Source organism: Streptomyces sp. PSU-S4-23 (genome assembly GCF_055632315.1).
Map to the genome: position 1 here is coordinate 4,671,713 of NZ_JBVMUU010000002.1, position 16,152 is coordinate 4,687,864.

Here is a 16,152-nt window from a genome sequence, read left to right on the forward strand (position 1 = left end):
CGCGCTCCGGTCAGGCACGCGCCGTCGCGTGTCCCGCCGCGGCACCCCCCTGCGCCACCACACGGCTCCTCGCCGACGGCTGGTTCTGCACCGGGGTGAGCAGCCGCCCGAGCCTGAGCGCGAGGAACGTGATGCCCAGGGAGCACAGCAGGAACGTCACGATGTACGGCGCGGGCAGCGCCGCGGCGAGCGGGCCCCCCACCGCGGGGCCCAGGGCGAGCGCGAGCTGCTTCACCAGGGCGAAGGCCGCGTTGTACTGGCCGGCCAGGCCCGGCGGCGCGAGGTCGGCGACCAGCGGCGCGACCGTCGGCGACAGCATCGCCTCGCCGAGGCCGAAGAGCCCGTACGTCGCGACGAACGCGGCGGTCGCCGTGGCCCGGCCGCCGTCCCCCAGGCCCGCGTACCCCGCCACGGCCCACGCCGCGGCCCAGATCAGCCCCACGGCCGCGATCACCCGTGTCCGCTTGCGCCGCTCCACGAACCCCAGCACCGCGAACTGCGCGATCACGATCACCGCCGTGTTCGCCGCCAGCGCCGTACCCAGCGCGGACGTCGAGATCCCGGCCGTCTCGACGCCGTACGCGCTCAGCCCCGACTCGAACTGTCCGTAGCAGGCGAAGAACAGCACGAAGCCCAGCACGGACAACCGCACCATGGCCCGGTCGCCCACCAACCGCCTCCAGCCCGCCCCGCCGCCCCGGGGAGCGGCGGACTGGAGCGCCGGCGCCCGTGGCACCCGTACGGTCGACATGATCACGACGAGCAGCAGGAACATCGCCGCCTCGATCGAGAACAGCAGGGTGAAGGACGCGGCGCGTGAGACGTCGACCAGGTGACCGCCGATCAGCCCGCCCACGCCGAGCCCCAGGTTCTGCAGGAAGAACTGCACGGCGAAGGCCCGCGACCGGGTCTGAGCCGTCGAGCAGTCCACGATCATCGTGGCCAGCGCCGGCTGCATCACGGCCTGACCCGCGCCGAGCACGGCCGCCGACAGCAGCACGGACACCGGTCCGGCCGCGAGCCCCAGGCTCAGCGCGCCGGCCGCGGTCGTGAGCAGGGCGGTGAGCAGCACCGGAAGCGGGCCGCGCCGGACGATGACCCGTCCGGCGAACGGCAGCACGACGAGCGCGGCCACGGCGAAGACGGCGAGCACGAGACCCGCCGTCACCGCGCCGAGCTCCCGCACCCGCGCCACATAGACGTACAGGTACGGGACGGTGAAGCCGAGGCCGAACGCGCTGAGCGCGCTGCCCACATGGATCCGGCGCATCGCTGCGCCCCTTGCCCTGGTCACGTTCACCTGCCTTGGAAGGAGGGCACTGGTGAGGTCCGACCCCGCGGGCCTTACCTCTGAAGCAGTTAACCCTGAAGACTTCGAAGCTAAAGTTAGATACTAAACAGTACACCCTGAAGGACTTCGACGCCAAGCGTCGCATGCCATACTGCGGGCCATGGGCGACACCCACGGCGTCAGCGAGCCGACCCTCGACGAGCAGATCGCCGCCTATCAGCGCGAGTTCCGGGACCTGGACCCCCAGGTCGAGAAGATCGTCTCGGCCCTGTCACGCCTCAACCGCCGGATGAACGTCGCCTACGGCCGCCAGACCGCCGGGCTCGGCATCAGCAACGCCGAGTGGGAGGTCCTCAAGGCCCTCGTCCTTTCCGGCGCCCCCTACCGCATGGGCCCCGGTGAGCTGGCCAAGCGACTCGGTCTGACGCCGGCCGCGATGACCCACCGCATCGACCGCATGGTGAGCGAGGGGCTGGTCACCAGGGAGCGCGACGAGACCAACCGTGTCCGTGTGATCGTCGAGCTGACCGCCGAAGGCCGCGAGAAGTGGCTGGAGGCGATGCGTCTCGCCTCCGTCTTCGAGGAGGACCTCCTCCAGGACCTCTCCCCCCAGGAACGCACCGTCCTGGGCGACGTGCTCACACGCCTGCTGCGCCGGGTCGAGCACGCCCAGCCGGACGCCGGCGGCCGCCTCAACGACCTGGACTGACACCACCGGAGGTTTGGCGCCGACGAACCCGGGGGATGCTTGACAGTCCATCCCCTGATCCGTAAAGTTCTTCGGGTTGCCACGGAGCCGTAACGGTCCTGGGGCAGCACCTCCCGCCGCAGCAGCGGCACCCAAACCATCCAGCTCGATCTCCCAACGGGGTTGAATTTCGGCGTGCCCGAATTCAAATCGATTTGGGTTCGACGACTCCCGGTCCGACCGGATTGGGAATCGCCGGAGGGATCCGCTAGGGTCTGGGGCGTCGGAACGGCTCAACGGCCGCGAGGACAAACCCGGTTGACAGGGATCGGGCCCGAAAGGGTCTGGTAGAGTCGACAACGCCGGAAGGCCGAAAGGCCGGAAAGCGCCGAGGAAATCGGATCGAGAGAGATCTGATAGAGTCGGAAACACCGAAGGGAAGCGCCCGGAGGAAAGCCGTGAGAGTGGTTCTCGTGGTGAGTACGAAGGAAGCGTCCGTTCCTTGAGAACTCAACAGCGTGCCAAAAGTCAACGCCAGATATGTTGATGCCCCGTCTGTCGGAGCTTTGTGTTCCGATGGTCGAGGTTCCTTTGAAACAACACAGCGAGGATGCTGTGAACCACTGGGTTATTCCTCTGGTGGTTCCGCTCTCGTGGTGTCGACCGGTGGTATTCATTTACCGGCCGGGTAAGCATTCACGGAGAGTTTGATCCTGGCTCAGGACGAACGCTGGCGGCGTGCTTAACACATGCAAGTCGAACGATGAAGCCCTTCGGGGTGGATTAGTGGCGAACGGGTGAGTAACACGTGGGCAATCTGCCCTGCACTCTGGGACAAGCCCTGGAAACGGGGTCTAATACCGGATACGACCCGGGGAGGCATCTCCTTGGGTGGAAAGCTCCGGCGGTGCAGGATGAGCCCGCGGCCTATCAGCTTGTTGGTGAGGTAACGGCTCACCAAGGCGACGACGGGTAGCCGGCCTGAGAGGGCGACCGGCCACACTGGGACTGAGACACGGCCCAGACTCCTACGGGAGGCAGCAGTGGGGAATATTGCACAATGGGCGCAAGCCTGATGCAGCGACGCCGCGTGAGGGATGACGGCCTTCGGGTTGTAAACCTCTTTCAGCAGGGAAGAAGCGCAAGTGACGGTACCTGCAGAAGAAGCGCCGGCTAACTACGTGCCAGCAGCCGCGGTAATACGTAGGGCGCAAGCGTTGTCCGGAATTATTGGGCGTAAAGAGCTCGTAGGCGGCTTGTCGCGTCGGTTGTGAAAGCCCGGGGCTTAACCCCGGGTCTGCAGTCGATACGGGCAGGCTAGAGTTCGGTAGGGGAGATCGGAATTCCTGGTGTAGCGGTGAAATGCGCAGATATCAGGAGGAACACCGGTGGCGAAGGCGGATCTCTGGGCCGATACTGACGCTGAGGAGCGAAAGCGTGGGGAGCGAACAGGATTAGATACCCTGGTAGTCCACGCCGTAAACGGTGGGCACTAGGTGTGGGCCACATTCCACGTGGTCCGTGCCGCAGCTAACGCATTAAGTGCCCCGCCTGGGGAGTACGGCCGCAAGGCTAAAACTCAAAGGAATTGACGGGGGCCCGCACAAGCGGCGGAGCATGTGGCTTAATTCGACGCAACGCGAAGAACCTTACCAAGGCTTGACATACACCGGAAACATCCAGAGATGGGTGCCCCCTTGTGGTCGGTGTACAGGTGGTGCATGGCTGTCGTCAGCTCGTGTCGTGAGATGTTGGGTTAAGTCCCGCAACGAGCGCAACCCTTGTCCCGTGTTGCCAGCAGGCCCTTGTGGTGCTGGGGACTCACGGGAGACCGCCGGGGTCAACTCGGAGGAAGGTGGGGACGACGTCAAGTCATCATGCCCCTTATGTCTTGGGCTGCACACGTGCTACAATGGCCGGTACAATGAGCTGCGATACCGCAAGGTGGAGCGAATCTCAAAAAGCCGGTCTCAGTTCGGATTGGGGTCTGCAACTCGACCCCATGAAGTCGGAGTCGCTAGTAATCGCAGATCAGCAGTGCTGCGGTGAATACGTTCCCGGGCCTTGTACACACCGCCCGTCACGTCACGAAAGTCGGTAACACCCGAAGCCGGTGGCCCAACCCCTTGTGGGAGGGAGCTGTCGAAGGTGGGACTGGCGATTGGGACGAAGTCGTAACAAGGTAGCCGTACCGGAAGGTGCGGCTGGATCACCTCCTTTCTAAGGAGCACTTCTAGGCTGCTTCGGCGGTCCAGAGGCCAGTACATCGGCGAGTGTCCGATGCTGGTTGCTCATGGGTGGAACGTTGACTACTCGGCACACTCGGTTTGCTCTTCTTCCTAGTACTGCTTCGGCGTGGAACGGAAGGTGGAGGGGTGAGGGTGTCGGGCACGCTGTTGGGTGTCTGAGGGTGCGGGTGTGAGCCTGTTCCTTCGGTGCCGGCCCCAGTGAACTCGAGCCTGTTGGTTCGGGGTGGTGGGTGATTGGTCGTTGTTTGAGAACTGCACAGTGGACGCGAGCATCTGTGGCCAAGTTTTTAAGGGCGCACGGTGGATGCCTTGGCACCAGGAACCGATGAAGGACGTGGGAGGCCGCGATAGTCCCCGGGGAGTCGTCAACCAGGCTTTGATCCGGGGGTTTCCGAATGGGGAAACCCGGCAGTCGTCATGGGCTGTCACCCACTGCTGAACACATAGGCAGTGTGGAGGGAACGAGGGGAAGTGAAACATCTCAGTACCCTCAGGAAGAGAAAACAACCGTGATTCCGGGAGTAGTGGCGAGCGAAACCGGATGAGGCCAAACCGTATGTGTGTGAGACCCGGCAGGGGTTGCGCATGCGGGGTTGTGGGTTCTTTCTTCTGCGGTCTGCCGACCGTGGGACGAGTCAGAAACCGTTGATGTAGGCGAAGGACATGCGAAAGGTCCGGCGTAGAGGGTAAGACCCCCGTAGTCGAAACGTCAGCGGCTCGTTTGGAAGATACCCAAGTAGCACGGGGCCCGAGAAATCCCGTGTGAATCTGGCGGGACCACCCGCTAAGCCTAAATATTCCCTGGTGACCGATAGCGGATAGTACCGTGAGGGAATGGTGAAAAGTACCCCGGGAGGGGAGTGAAATAGTACCTGAAACCGTGTGCCTACAAGCCGTGGGAGCGTCGGGCATCAGCTTGCTGGTGTCTCGTGACTGCGTGCCTTTTGAAGAATGAGCCTGCGAGTTTGCGGTGTGTTGCGAGGTTAACCCGGGTGGGGTAGCCGTAGCGAAAGCGAGTCCGAAGAGGGCGTTTTTAGTAGCACGCTCAAGACCCGAAGCGGAGTGATCTAGCCATGGGCAGGTTGAAGCGGAGGTAAGACTTCGTGGAGGACCGAACCCACCAGGGTTGAAAACCTGGGGGATGACCTGTGGTTAGGGGTGAAAGGCCAATCAAACTCCGTGATAGCTGGTTCTCCCCGAAATGCATTTAGGTGCAGCGTCGTGTGTTTCTTGCCGGAGGTAGAGCACTGGATAGGCGATGGGCCCTACCGGGTTACTGACCTTAGCCAAACTCCGAATGCCGGTAAGTGAGAGCGCGGCAGTGAGACTGTGGGGGATAAGCTCCATGGTCGAGAGGGAAACAGCCCAGAGCATCGACTAAGGCCCCTAAGCGTACGCTAAGTGGGAAAGGATGTGGAGTCGCACAGACAACCAGGAGGTTGGCTTAGAAGCAGCCACCCTTGAAAGAGTGCGTAATAGCTCACTGGTCTAGTGATTCCGCGCCGACAATGTAGCGGGGCTCAAGCGTACCGCCGAAGTCGTGTCATTGCAGCATGAGGGTTAACGCCTGTTGTGATGGGTAGGGGAGCGTCGTCTGCCGGGTGAAGCGGCACTGGAAGGTAGTCGTGGACGGTTGACGAGTGAGAATGCAGGCATGAGTAGCGATTCACACGTGGGAAACGTGTGCGCCGATTGACTAAGGGTTCCTGGGTCAAGCTGATCTGCCCAGGGTAAGTCGGGACCTAAGGCGAGGCCGACAGGCGTAGTCGATGGATAACCGGTTGATATTCCGGTACCCGCTGTGGAGCGTCAAACATCGAGCATCGTGATGCTAAGGCCGTGAAGCCGCCGGGTGCGTCTTCGGACAATCTCGGAGTGGTGGAGCCGCCGGACCAAGCGGTTAGTAGGTGAGTGATGGGGTGACGCAGGAAGGTAGTCCATCCCGGGCGGTGGTTGTCCCGGGGTAAGGGTGTAGGCCGCAAGGTAGGTAAATCCGCCTTGTGTGTGGCTGAGACCTGATGCCGAGCCGATTGTGGTGAAGTGGATGATCCTATGCTGTCGAGAAAAGCCTCTAGCGAGTTTCATGGCGGCCCGTACCCTAAACCGACTCAGGTGGTCAGGTAGAGAATACCGAGGCGTTCGGGTGAACTATGGTTAAGGAATTCGGCAAAATGCCCCCGTAACTTCGGGAGAAGGGGGGCCATGCCTGGTGATCGGATTTACTCCGTGAGCTGGGGGTGGCCGCAGAGACCAGCGAGAAGCGACTGTTTACTAAAAACACAGGTCCGTGCGAAGCCGTAAGGCGATGTATACGGACTGACGCCTGCCCGGTGCTGGAACGTTAAGGGGACCGGTTAGCTCACTTTCGGGTGGGCGAAGCTGAGAACTTAAGCGCCAGTAAACGGCGGTGGTAACTATAACCATCCTAAGGTAGCGAAATTCCTTGTCGGGTAAGTTCCGACCTGCACGAATGGCGTAACGACTTCTCGACTGTCTCAACCATAGGCCCGGTGAAATTGCACTACGAGTAAAGATGCTCGTTTCGCGCAGCAGGACGGAAAGACCCCGGGACCTTTACTACAGTTTGATATTGGTGTTCGGTTCGGCTTGTGTAGGATAGCTGGGAGACTGTGAAGCTCCAACGCCAGTTGGGGTGGAGTCGTCGTTGAAATACCAGTCTGGTCGTGCTGGATGTCTAACCCGGGTCCGTGATCCGGATCGGGGACAGTGTCTGATGGGTAGTTTAACTGGGGCGGTTGCCTCCTAAAGGGTAACGGAGGCGCCCAAAGGTTCCCTCAGCCTGGTTGGCAATCAGGTGTTGAGTGTAAGTGCACAAGGGAGCTTGACTGTGAGACCGACGGGTCGAGCAGGGACGAAAGTCGGGACTAGTGATCCGGCGGTGGCTTGTGGAAGCGCCGTCGCTCAACGGATAAAAGGTACCCCGGGGATAACAGGCTGATCTTCCCCAAGAGTCCATATCGACGGGATGGTTTGGCACCTCGATGTCGGCTCGTCGCATCCTGGGGCTGGAGTCGGTCCCAAGGGTTGGGCTGTTCGCCCATTAAAGCGGTACGCGAGCTGGGTTTAGAACGTCGTGAGACAGTTCGGTCCCTATCCGCTGTGCGCGTAGGAGTCTTGAGAAGGGCTGTCCCTAGTACGAGAGGACCGGGACGGACGAACCTCTGGTGTGCCAGTTGTTCTGCCAAGGGCATGGCTGGTTGGCTACGTTCGGGAGGGATAACCGCTGAAAGCATCTAAGCGGGAAGCCTGCTTCGAGATGAGGACTCCCACCCACTTGATGGGGTAAGGCTCCCAGTAGACGACTGGGTTGATAGGCCGGATCTGGAAGCCTGGTAACAGGTGGAGGTGACCGGTACTAATAGGCCGAGGGCTTGTCCTCAGTTGCTCGCGTCCACTGTGTTGGTTCTGAAACCACGAACAATCCCGCTGTCACGCGGTGGGTTGTGTGTTTCGTAGTGTTTCGGTGGTCATAGCGTGAGGGAAACGCCCGGTTACATTCCGAACCCGGAAGCTAAGCCTTACAGCGCCGATGGTACTGCAGGGGGGACCCTGTGGGAGAGTAGGACGCCGCCGAACAATCTTTGAAAAGAGCCCCAACTCCGGGTCGATCCCGTGAGTTGGGGCTCTTTTGCGTTCGTGGCGGCCCCCTCGGAACGAGGGGGCCGGATTCCGCTACCGTGGCCGCATGAGTCACCTGATCAGGCCCATACGCCCGGACGAATGGCGCGCGGTGAAAGAGCTGCGGCTCGTGGCGCTGCGGGACCCGGTCGCGCACCTCGCTTTCCTGGAGACCTACGAGGAGGCCCTCGCCAGGCCGGACTCCTTCTGGCGGGAGCGGGCGGAAGGCGCCGCCGAAGGGGCGGCCGCCGCTCGGCAGCTCATCGCCGAGGGCCCGGACGGAAGCTGGGCCGGCACCCTGACCGTGCTGGTCGAGGAGCCCGGGACGACCGACTGGGCCGGGTTCACGGTCGAGCGGAAGCAGGGGCATGTCGTCGGCGTGTTCGTACGCCCCGAGCAGCGCGGAACCGGACTGACCGAGGCGCTGTTCGCCGCCGGCCTGGAGTGGGCGTGGGAGCGCGGCGCAGAGCGGGTCCGGCTCATCGTGCACGAGGACAACGCCCGGGCCCGGGCGTTCTACCGCAAGGTGGGATTCGTGCCCAGCGGGGTCACCGTGCCGTTGACGGGAGACTCGGGGGATTCCGAACTGGAGCTGGTGATCGAGCGGCCCTAGCGGCTGCTACACCGGCAGCTCGTGGTGCGGCCAGCGTGCACGGGCCTGTTCACGCGAGCGGAGCAGGGCCAGGGTCGGCAGCCCCCGGTCCGCTCCGGTGGACAGGAGGTCCGGGAGCTGGGGAAGGGGGGCGACGGCCGCCACGTCGTCCAGGACCAGGGCGAGTGGTGGGTCGAGGCGACCGGAGGATGACCGTTCGGCCATGCGCCGGCCGCGCTCGACCACGCTTGAGGCGAGGGCCGTCAGCAGCGGCATCGCGCCTGGCTGCTGCCTGGGGTCCTCGATGGATTCACCCACCACATAAAGCGTGCCCCCTTCGTTCACGAAGGAATCCAAGGCGAGGCTGTCATTTCGGTTGGGTGTGCACGCCTCGCGGATGTTGACCGTGAAGAGGGCGGACAGCGCTCGGGCGGTCAGCTCCTGTGCGATGTCCCTGCGTTCCGGGTGCGAGGTGAGCGCGGCCTCCAGTTCGCCGGCCGCCCCGGACGACGCCTTGGGGTTCGTGCGCAGCGCCCGTACCGCCTCCTGGACCTGGGTGCCCTGGGCCCAGCGGTGAAGGTGCTTGATCGTGCGGCCCTCTATGGCGGCGGCGTGCAGATAGCTCCGCAGGAGCGTCTCCGCCACGTCGGCGACCGCCTGGTCGATACGGGCCGTGGGGCGGACCGGGGCGAGCAGCGCGACCGCGCGGGCCGCGGCGGTGGCCTTGTCCTCGCAGCCGGAGGTCGGGGACCAGTGCAGCCGGGCCGGGGTGTCGCACAGGTGGGACGGGTCGTAGAGGAGGACCGGGCCGAGCTTGGCCCGGGCGTCCTTGGTCTCCGACCACAGGGAGGGGTCCGAGGTGACGACGAGCGCGGGGCCCTCCGCGTCGTGCACGGCCTGGGCGGCGGCGGGGCGACGGTCCTCGGGCGTGCCCAGGATGATGCAGGGCGCGGCCCCGGCCCCGACCCCGGCCGGCGGGCTCTCGGCGGTCGCCGTGGTCGGATGGGCCGCCGCCGGGACCGCGGGCGCGCCGGGACCCTCAGGAGCGCCGGGGGCGGCGGGCGCCGGCCGGGATGCCGTGAGCAGGGGCAGCGTCCCGGCGGCACCGGGCGACGGGTCCGGCGCGGAGACCTCGTGCGCCACGGCACCCTGGTGCGGGACCGGGACCTCGTGGGGCGCCGCGGCGCCCGGGCGTGCGGGGCTGCCGCCGGCCGTCGGGTGTCCGCTCCCGCTGCCGGGCAGCCGGCCGGAGGCCGGGGCCGTGGCCTTCCGGCGCGCCCGTACGGCCTTCCAGCGCGCCACGGTGCCGATCGCGAACACGGTCAGCACGAACAGCACCATCAGTTGCCCTATGAACAACCCCCAGAAAAGCCCGTACCCGGACAGCCGGCCGGGCGGGGTGTCCGGCCAGGCGCCCGCGACGTCGTGCGGCTGGGCGAACAGATGGCGCATGGCCATCGGCGTCCGGCTGAAGCGGACGCCCTCCGGCCAGGCGCCCCGCGCGAACCAGCCCGCGAGGCCCGTGGCCGTCCACACCATCAGCGTCACACCGAGCAGGAAGGCGAGCACGCCCACCAGCACGCCGTCGGGGATGCCTCCGTGGCGCTCCTGCTCCCGCTCCTTGTCCGGTCTCATCGGGACCCCATGTCTACGCCGCCTACGCCACCGTGGACTCGGACGAGCCGTCCAGGTCGCTCAACCGCTGTTCCACGAACGCCGCCGCCCGCTCCTCCGCCTCCCGCTCCGCGGCGCGCAGCACGTCGTCCGCCCGGTCGCTCGCCGACTCCGTCATCGCGCGGTCGGTGAAGACCAGCGGCCGTTCCGTCTCCGTGACCAGATGCTTGACCACCTGGACATTGCCGTTGACGTCCCACACCGCGATGCCGGGCGTCAGGGTCGGGATGATCTCCACCGCCCACCTCGGCAGACCGAGCACCCGGCCGGTGGCCCGGGCCTCGTCCGCCTTCTGGGCATAAATCGTCCTGGTGGAGGCCATCTTCAGGATCGCGGCCGCCTCCTTGGCCGCCGCCCCGTCCACCACGTCGCTCAGATGGTGCACGACCGCCACGAACGACAGACCGAGCCGTCGGCCGAACTTCAGCAGCCGCTGGAACAACTGGGCCACGAACGGGCTGTTGATGATGTGCCATGCCTCCTCGACCAGGAAGATGCGCTTCTTCCGGTCGGGACGGATCCAGGTGTGCTCCAGCCACACACCCACGATCGCCATCAGGATCGGCATGGCGATCGAGTTGCGGTCGATGTGGCTCAGGTCGAACACGATCAGCGGCGCGTCCAGGTCGATGCCGACCGTGGTGGGCCCGTCGAACATGCCCCGCAGGTCGCCGTCGACCAGGCGGTCCAGGACCAGCGCCACGTCCAGGCCCCAGGCCCGTACGTCGTCCAGGGCGACGTTCATGGCCTCCGCCGACTCCGGCTCGGGATGCCGCAACTGCTCGACGATGTCGGTCAGCACCGGCTGCCGCTCGACGATCGTCTCGTTGACGTACGCGTGTGCGACCTTCAGGGCGAAGCCGGACCGTTCGTCCAGGCCGCGCCCCATCGCGACCTCGATGATCGTGCGGAGCAGCGCGAGCTGGCCGGTCGTGGTGATCGACGGGTCGAGCGGGTTGAGCCGGATGCCGTGGTCCAGTGCCGCCGTCGGGTCCAGCCGGATGGGCGTTATCCCCATCTCCTCCGCGATCAGGTTCCACTCGCCGACGCCGTCCTCGCCCTGGGCGTCCAGCACGACGACCTGCCGGTCGCGGAAGCGCAGCTGGCGCAGGACGTACGTCTTCTCCAGCGCCGACTTGCCGTTGCCGGACTCGCCGAGGACGAGCCAGTGCGGAGCGGGGAGCTGCTGGCCGTACAGCTGGAAGGGGTCGTAGATGTAGCCCTTCCCGGAGTAGACCTCGCGGCCGATGATCACGCCGGAGTCACCGAGGCCGGGTGCGGCCGTGGGCAGGTAGACGGCCTGGGCCTGGCCCGTGGACGTGCGGACGGGCAGCCGGGTCGTCTCGACCTTGCCGAAGAGGAAGGACGTGAAGGCGTCGGTCAGGACGGACAGCGGATCCCGCATCAGGCCTTACCTCCGAATGCCGGTGGCGAAGGGGAGCGTGTTGACGAAGGCCCGGTGGTGCTCGCGGTCGCACCACTCCAGCTTCAGATAGGACTTGCCGGCCGAGGCACGGATGGTCCGCTTGTCACGGGCCAGGGCTTCCGGTGAGCGGGCGGAGACGGTGATGTAGCCGACCAGGTTGACGCCGGCGGCGCCGCTGGCGAGGTCCTCGCCGCGCTGGTCGAGACGGGAGTGGGCGGCGATGTCACGGGGGTCGACGGTGCGGTTCATCTTGGCGGCGCGGCTGGCCTCGGCCTCGTCGTTCGTCTTCTCGGTCAGCATGCGCTCGATGGCGACCTCGGTGGGTTCGAGGTCCATGGTGACGGCGACCGTCCGGATGACGTCCGGGGTGTGGACCAGGAGGGGGGCCAGGAAGTTCACGCCCACCGGCGTCATCGGCCACTCCTTGACCCACGCGGTGGCATGGCACCAGGGGGCGCGCGTCGACGACTCGCGGGTCTTCGCCTGCAGATAGCCGGGCTCCGTGGCGTCGAGCTCGGCGGGCCAGGCGTTGCGCTGGGTCATCGCCTGGATGTGGTCGATGGGGTGGTCGGGGTCGTACATCGAGTGGATCAGTGAGGCGAGCCGTCCCTGGCCCAGCGGCTGCCGCACGCGGATGTCGGCCTCCTGCAGCCGCGAGCAGATGTCGGTCAGCTCGCGCGCCATGACGACCGCGAGGCCGGCATCCCGGTCGACCTTGCCCCCATGGGGGCGCGCGGCGCGCGCCATGGCCTGGGCCTCGGCGGCCAGCTCGCGGGTGTAGTGCATACAGGCGACGAGGTAGGCGCGGTGCTGTTCGCTGCTCGTCGACACCATGGACTGCAACTGGTCGTACGACCGCTGCAGCCAGCCCGGGGCGCGGTCGTCGCCGCGCTGGACCACGTCCTTGGCGTGTGCGTCCGGGTCGGCCGGCAGGGTGCGGGCCAGCATCTGGAGGCGGGTGACGAAGCCGTCGCCGTTCGCGACGTGCTTGAGGAGCGTGCCGAAACGGTCGACGAGGGCCTCCTGGTCCTCGCTGTCGCGCAGGCCGACGCCCGGGCCCTCGATCTCGATGGCGGCGGTGACGGTCCGCCGGTCGGCGTGCAGGAGCACGGCGATCTCGTCGGGGCCGAACGGCGCGGCGAGCCAGCTGATCCGACCGATACCGGGCGGCGGGCCCACCTCCACCTCACGTCCGTCGAGGCTCGTGCCCGCTTCCATGACACCGCTGCGGTATGTGGCTCCCTGCCGCAGGGTCCGCTTGTAACTGCGGTTGATCTCGAACCACTTGTAGAACGTACGGTGCTTGTACGGCACGTACACGGCGCCCAGCGCGAGCAGCGGGAAGCCCATCAGGAGCACGATGCGCAGGGACAGGACGGGGACGAGGAGCCCGCACATCATGCCGAGGAACGCGCCCGCGATGATCAGCGCGATCTCGCCGGACTCGCGGTTGCGGCCGACGATCGCGTTGGGCCGGGCGCGACCGATCAGATAGGTCCGGCGGGGCGTGACCGGATGCGACACGTGGGACTCGGTCGTCAACGCCCTTCACCTCCCGTGCGGTTGGTACTGCTGTTGCGGGTGTTTCCGGCGTGGGGGGTGTTGGCCGGGCTCGTGCGCTGCGGGGGTGCGGCGGAGGGGACGGATCCGCCGCCCGGCGCGCGGGTGCTGTGCGCGGCCACACCGCCCGACGCGGGGTTGGCGGGGCGCGGCGGCTGGATGCCGGCGCCGCCGCTGTTGCTGTCGGCGCGTGTGCTGTGGGTCTTGATGCCCTGGGCGACGAGGGTCGCCGGGGAGCTGATGACGGCCGCGGCCTTGCGCTCGGCGCCCTGCATGATGCGGTTGTTGCGGGAGGCGGCGATCTCGTCGCCGAAACCGGGCACGAACCGGTAGATCATGGCGCTGGCGAAGATGGCGAGCAGGATGATGGCGAGCCCGGAGACGACGGCCGCGAGCGAGTCCGGTCCGCCGTCCGAGGCCAGGGCGCCGGCCAGCCCGAGCACGATGACGATCACCGGTTTGACGAGGATCACGGCGATCATCACGCCCGCCCAGCGGCGGACGTGGCCCCAGAGGTTCTTGTCCACGAGGCCCGAGTACACGACGACGCCGAGGAGCGCGCCGACGTACAGCAGGACGGCCCTCAGGAACAGCTCCAGGTAGAGGACGCCCGCCGCGAGGATCGAGACGAGCGACACCAGGATGAGCATGATGGGGCCGCCGCCGATGCCCGTGCCCTTGCTCAGCGCGCCGGAGAACGTGCCGAAGAACGCGTCGGTCTGGTCGCCGGTGGACTTGGCGAGGACGTCGCTGACGGCGTCGGTCGCCGAGACCACCGTGTAGAGGATCAGCGGGGTGAAGGCGGAGGCCAGCACCGTGAGCCAGAGGAAGCCGATCGCCTCGGTCACGGCGGTGGTGAACGGGACGCCCCGCACCGCCCGCTTGGCGACGGCCAGCAGCCACAGCACCAGGGTGAGGACGGCGGAGGCGGCGAAGACGATGGCGTACTGCTGGAGGAACTTCTGGTTGGTGAAGTCGACGCTCGCGGTCTCCTTCACGGCCTCGCTGAGCTTGTCCACGGTCCAGGAGGCGGCGTCGGCACAGCCCTTGGCGAGGGAGGAGAGGGGGTCGAGGGTGGAGGTGAGATCGTTGGAACCACCACCGCCGGATCCTCCGGAGGTGTTGCCCTTTTCGCAGTACTTCTTGGCAGGGCCGGCGATCAACGAACACGGGTCGCTCGACGACGAGGGCTTCGGGCTTGGGGCCGCGTAGGCGTTGGAGGCCAGCAGCACGGCCGCCGTCTGTGCTGTCGCTAGGAGGCCGGTGACCCTGAGCGCGCGGGGCGTGCTAGCGGGCATACGTGAACCCTCCGTACTCCTCGACCGCCTTGCTGATCTCGTCAGCCCCGGAGACGGGGTTGTCTCCGCTGACGGGGGTTGGGCCGGTCTTCTGGCTGGTCTCCGTGACCTTCCAGTCGCCCTGGGCCCAGTTCAACTTCACGGTGACGGTGAACCAGCTACTGGTCACGGGGTTGGTGGAACTCTCGCCTGCCAGCCCGAACAAGCCGTTGCACCAGACCTGGACGGTCGCTGCGGCGGAGCTGTACGACGTCACCTTCGTGCCCACGGGCAGGGTGCGGTTGACGAAGGTGCTGCCGGAAGGAGCACTGCCGTCGTTGTTGAGGCCGATCTTCTTCAACAAGTCGGCTGAGTAGTCGGCGTCGAAGCCGGATTGAAGCCGGTTCACCACATTGGGATCCGCCACGACCTGGACGATCTCGTGCCGCTTGGCGGCGTTGAACATGCCGTCAGAACCCAGCACCACCGCATAGTTCGCCGCCGCACTCTGCACCCCCTGCTCATCCCGCGCGAACCCCGAAGGGATCCCGTCCGTCTTCGTGCGGACCGGGCGGGTTCCGGAGGCTGCCGTGGGGGCCGCGTCCGCCTTTCCGCCGTTGTCGTCGCCCGACGAGGAGCCCCCGCCTCCGCGGTTCGCGAAGGCGATCGCCGCGATCAGGAGAACGACCACGCCGACCACGGTCACCAGGCTCCGCGACGAGGACCGGCCCCGTCGCGCGCCGCCGTACACGTCGGTACCCCGGTCCGGCAGTCTCGTCCGTGTCTGCCCGACCCCGCCGTACTCTCCGTCGCCCCCGCCGGAGGCACCGTCACCGAGACTCACGCCGCGCACGCCCCCTCGACGTCATGGCCAATGGAAACCCGTAGCAGTACGACGGTAGCCGTGCTGGTTCCCGCGCGGGCGCGGTGTGGTGACTCGACATCAGGGAAACGCAACCTCAGCCGGTGGGCACGACGGACGGGTGGGTCGGAGGGAGCAGCCGGGCGCACCCGGCCGGGGACTGACGGTGCGCCTGGTGCGGCGGGACGGCCCGGGGCCGGGCCTAGACGGCCATGCCGTACACGATCGTGAACAGCGTGCCCAGAGAGCCGATGATGAAGACTCCGGTCAGGCCGGCGATGATCAGGCCCTTGCCCTGTTCCGCGCTGAACGTGTCGCGCAGGGCCGTCGCTCCGATGCGCTGTTTGGCCGCGCCCCAGATCGCGATCGCCAGGCAGAGCAGGATGGCGACGGCCATCACGACCTCGACCATCACCCGCGCCTCGTTGCCCAGGCTGCCGAACGGGCCCCAGTTCGGGGCGATTCCGCCGATGATCGTGTTGATGTCGCCTTTTTCGGCCGCGAGATGCATGTAAGTCACCGCCCCTGGTGGGTAGTTCCGTATCCCCTGCCACGCGCGCAGAGGTCAGAATCATTCTCGCTGACAATGGCGCTGTCGCATGTCGACTTGACGTCATTGATTGGCGGGTTTCGTACGTGTCCCTTGCCTCCGGCGCGCGCGGGACCCTCATGGGGGGCGCATGGCGGTCCATCAAGGGGCGTATGGTCACTCTGTGTATCATGGCAGGTCATGACGGGCAATGAGGCCGAAGCGGAACCTGTTGTGCGGTTCTCTCGTTGACCTCTTCCGCGCCGCGACGACCCGGTGGGTGCGCGCCGCGGCCCGGCCGTCCGGCCCGCTCCGTCCGGGTGTCACCCGTACGAGCGGAAGGCTATCCCCGGGCCGAGGGGCCT

General features: G+C 66.4%; 9 protein-coding genes and 3 rRNA genes. 5 read left to right on the forward strand and 7 right to left on the reverse strand.

The features are described 5' to 3' along the window. Window positions 1-10 precede the first annotated feature (10 nt). Window positions 11-1,270, reverse strand: a complete 1,260-nt coding sequence (locus ACZ79I_RS21440) for an MFS transporter (RefSeq protein WP_471499105.1) — start codon at window positions 1,268-1,270, stop codon at window positions 11-13. A 181-nt stretch (window positions 1,271-1,451) separates the two neighbouring features. Between ACZ79I_RS21440 and ACZ79I_RS21445 the strand changes: the two genes are divergently transcribed. From ACZ79I_RS21445 to ACZ79I_RS21465, 5 genes are all read left to right on the forward strand, one after another. Continuing rightward, on the forward strand, window positions 1,452-2,000 hold the full coding sequence (locus tag ACZ79I_RS21445) for a MarR family winged helix-turn-helix transcriptional regulator (RefSeq protein WP_471499106.1): 549 nt from the start codon (window positions 1,452-1,454) through the stop codon (window positions 1,998-2,000). Between the two features lie 674 nt (window positions 2,001-2,674). Beyond that, window positions 2,675-4,199: ribosomal RNA gene (locus ACZ79I_RS21450) — 16S ribosomal RNA — on the forward strand. Window positions 4,200-4,505: 306 nt separating this feature from the next. Further along, a 23S ribosomal RNA gene (locus ACZ79I_RS21455) occupies window positions 4,506-7,628 on the forward strand. Window positions 7,629-7,708: 80 nt separating this feature from the next. Then, a 5S ribosomal RNA gene (gene rrf / locus ACZ79I_RS21460) occupies window positions 7,709-7,825 on the forward strand. The 16S, 23S and 5S rRNA genes sit together here, the layout of an rRNA operon. 109 nt (window positions 7,826-7,934) lie before the next feature. Further along, window positions 7,935-8,480 (forward strand): GNAT family N-acetyltransferase, encoded by a 546-nt coding sequence (locus ACZ79I_RS21465; RefSeq protein WP_471499107.1) that lies wholly within the window; start codon window positions 7,935-7,937, stop codon window positions 8,478-8,480. A gap of 6 nt (window positions 8,481-8,486) precedes the next feature. On the opposite strand, the gene ACZ79I_RS21470 is transcribed toward ACZ79I_RS21465, so the two are convergent. From ACZ79I_RS21470 to ACZ79I_RS21495, 6 genes are all read right to left on the reverse strand, one after another. Then, window positions 8,487-10,094 carry a type IV secretory system conjugative DNA transfer family protein gene (locus ACZ79I_RS21470; RefSeq protein WP_471499108.1) on the reverse strand — a complete coding sequence of 536 codons (1,608 nt, stop codon included), beginning with the start codon at window positions 10,092-10,094 and terminating at the stop codon, window positions 8,487-8,489. 22 nt (window positions 10,095-10,116) lie between these two features. Then, window positions 10,117-11,538 carry an ATP-binding protein gene (locus tag ACZ79I_RS21475; protein ID WP_471499109.1) on the reverse strand — a complete coding sequence of 474 codons (1,422 nt, stop codon included), beginning with the start codon at window positions 11,536-11,538 and terminating at the stop codon, window positions 10,117-10,119. A gap of 6 nt (window positions 11,539-11,544) precedes the next feature. Continuing rightward, window positions 11,545-13,101 (reverse strand): SCO6880 family protein, encoded by a 1,557-nt coding sequence (locus tag ACZ79I_RS21480; RefSeq protein WP_471499110.1) that lies wholly within the window; start codon window positions 13,099-13,101, stop codon window positions 11,545-11,547. Next, window positions 13,098-14,417: a hypothetical protein gene (locus tag ACZ79I_RS21485; RefSeq protein WP_471499111.1), complete on the reverse strand. Its 1,320-nt coding sequence runs from the start codon at window positions 14,415-14,417 to the stop codon at window positions 13,098-13,100. Before ACZ79I_RS21485 ends, ACZ79I_RS21480 begins: the two co-directional genes overlap by 4 nt. Further along, window positions 14,407-15,240 carry a DUF8175 domain-containg protein gene (locus tag ACZ79I_RS21490; protein ID WP_471499112.1) on the reverse strand — a complete coding sequence of 278 codons (834 nt, stop codon included), beginning with the start codon at window positions 15,238-15,240 and terminating at the stop codon, window positions 14,407-14,409. The genes ACZ79I_RS21485 and ACZ79I_RS21490 overlap by 11 nt, the downstream gene beginning before the upstream one ends. Before the next feature lie 220 nt (window positions 15,241-15,460). Continuing rightward, window positions 15,461-15,769, reverse strand: a complete 309-nt coding sequence (locus tag ACZ79I_RS21495; protein WP_471499113.1) for a hypothetical protein — start codon at window positions 15,767-15,769, stop codon at window positions 15,461-15,463. Window positions 15,770-16,152 lie beyond the last annotated feature (383 nt).

What these genes read in the sequence shown, in the direction of transcription:
- ACZ79I_RS21440 (WP_471499105.1), bottom strand. Translation starts at nt 1,270, where the DNA reads ATGCGCCGGATCCATGTGGGCAGCGCGCTCAGCGCGTTCGGCCTCGGC.
- ACZ79I_RS21445 (WP_471499106.1), top strand. Translation starts at nt 1,452, where the DNA reads ATGGGCGACACCCACGGCGTCAGCGAGCCGACCCTCGACGAGCAGATC.
- ACZ79I_RS21465 (WP_471499107.1), top strand. Translation starts at nt 7,935, where the DNA reads ATGAGTCACCTGATCAGGCCCATACGCCCGGACGAATGGCGCGCGGTG.
- ACZ79I_RS21470 (WP_471499108.1), bottom strand. Translation starts at nt 10,094, where the DNA reads ATGAGACCGGACAAGGAGCGGGAGCAGGAGCGCCACGGAGGCATCCCC.
- ACZ79I_RS21475 (WP_471499109.1), bottom strand. Translation starts at nt 11,538, where the DNA reads ATGCGGGATCCGCTGTCCGTCCTGACCGACGCCTTCACGTCCTTCCTC.
- ACZ79I_RS21485 (WP_471499111.1), bottom strand. Translation starts at nt 14,417, where the DNA reads ATGCCCGCTAGCACGCCCCGCGCGCTCAGGGTCACCGGCCTCCTAGCG.
- ACZ79I_RS21495 (WP_471499113.1), bottom strand. Translation starts at nt 15,769, where the DNA reads ATGCATCTCGCGGCCGAAAAAGGCGACATCAACACGATCATCGGCGGA.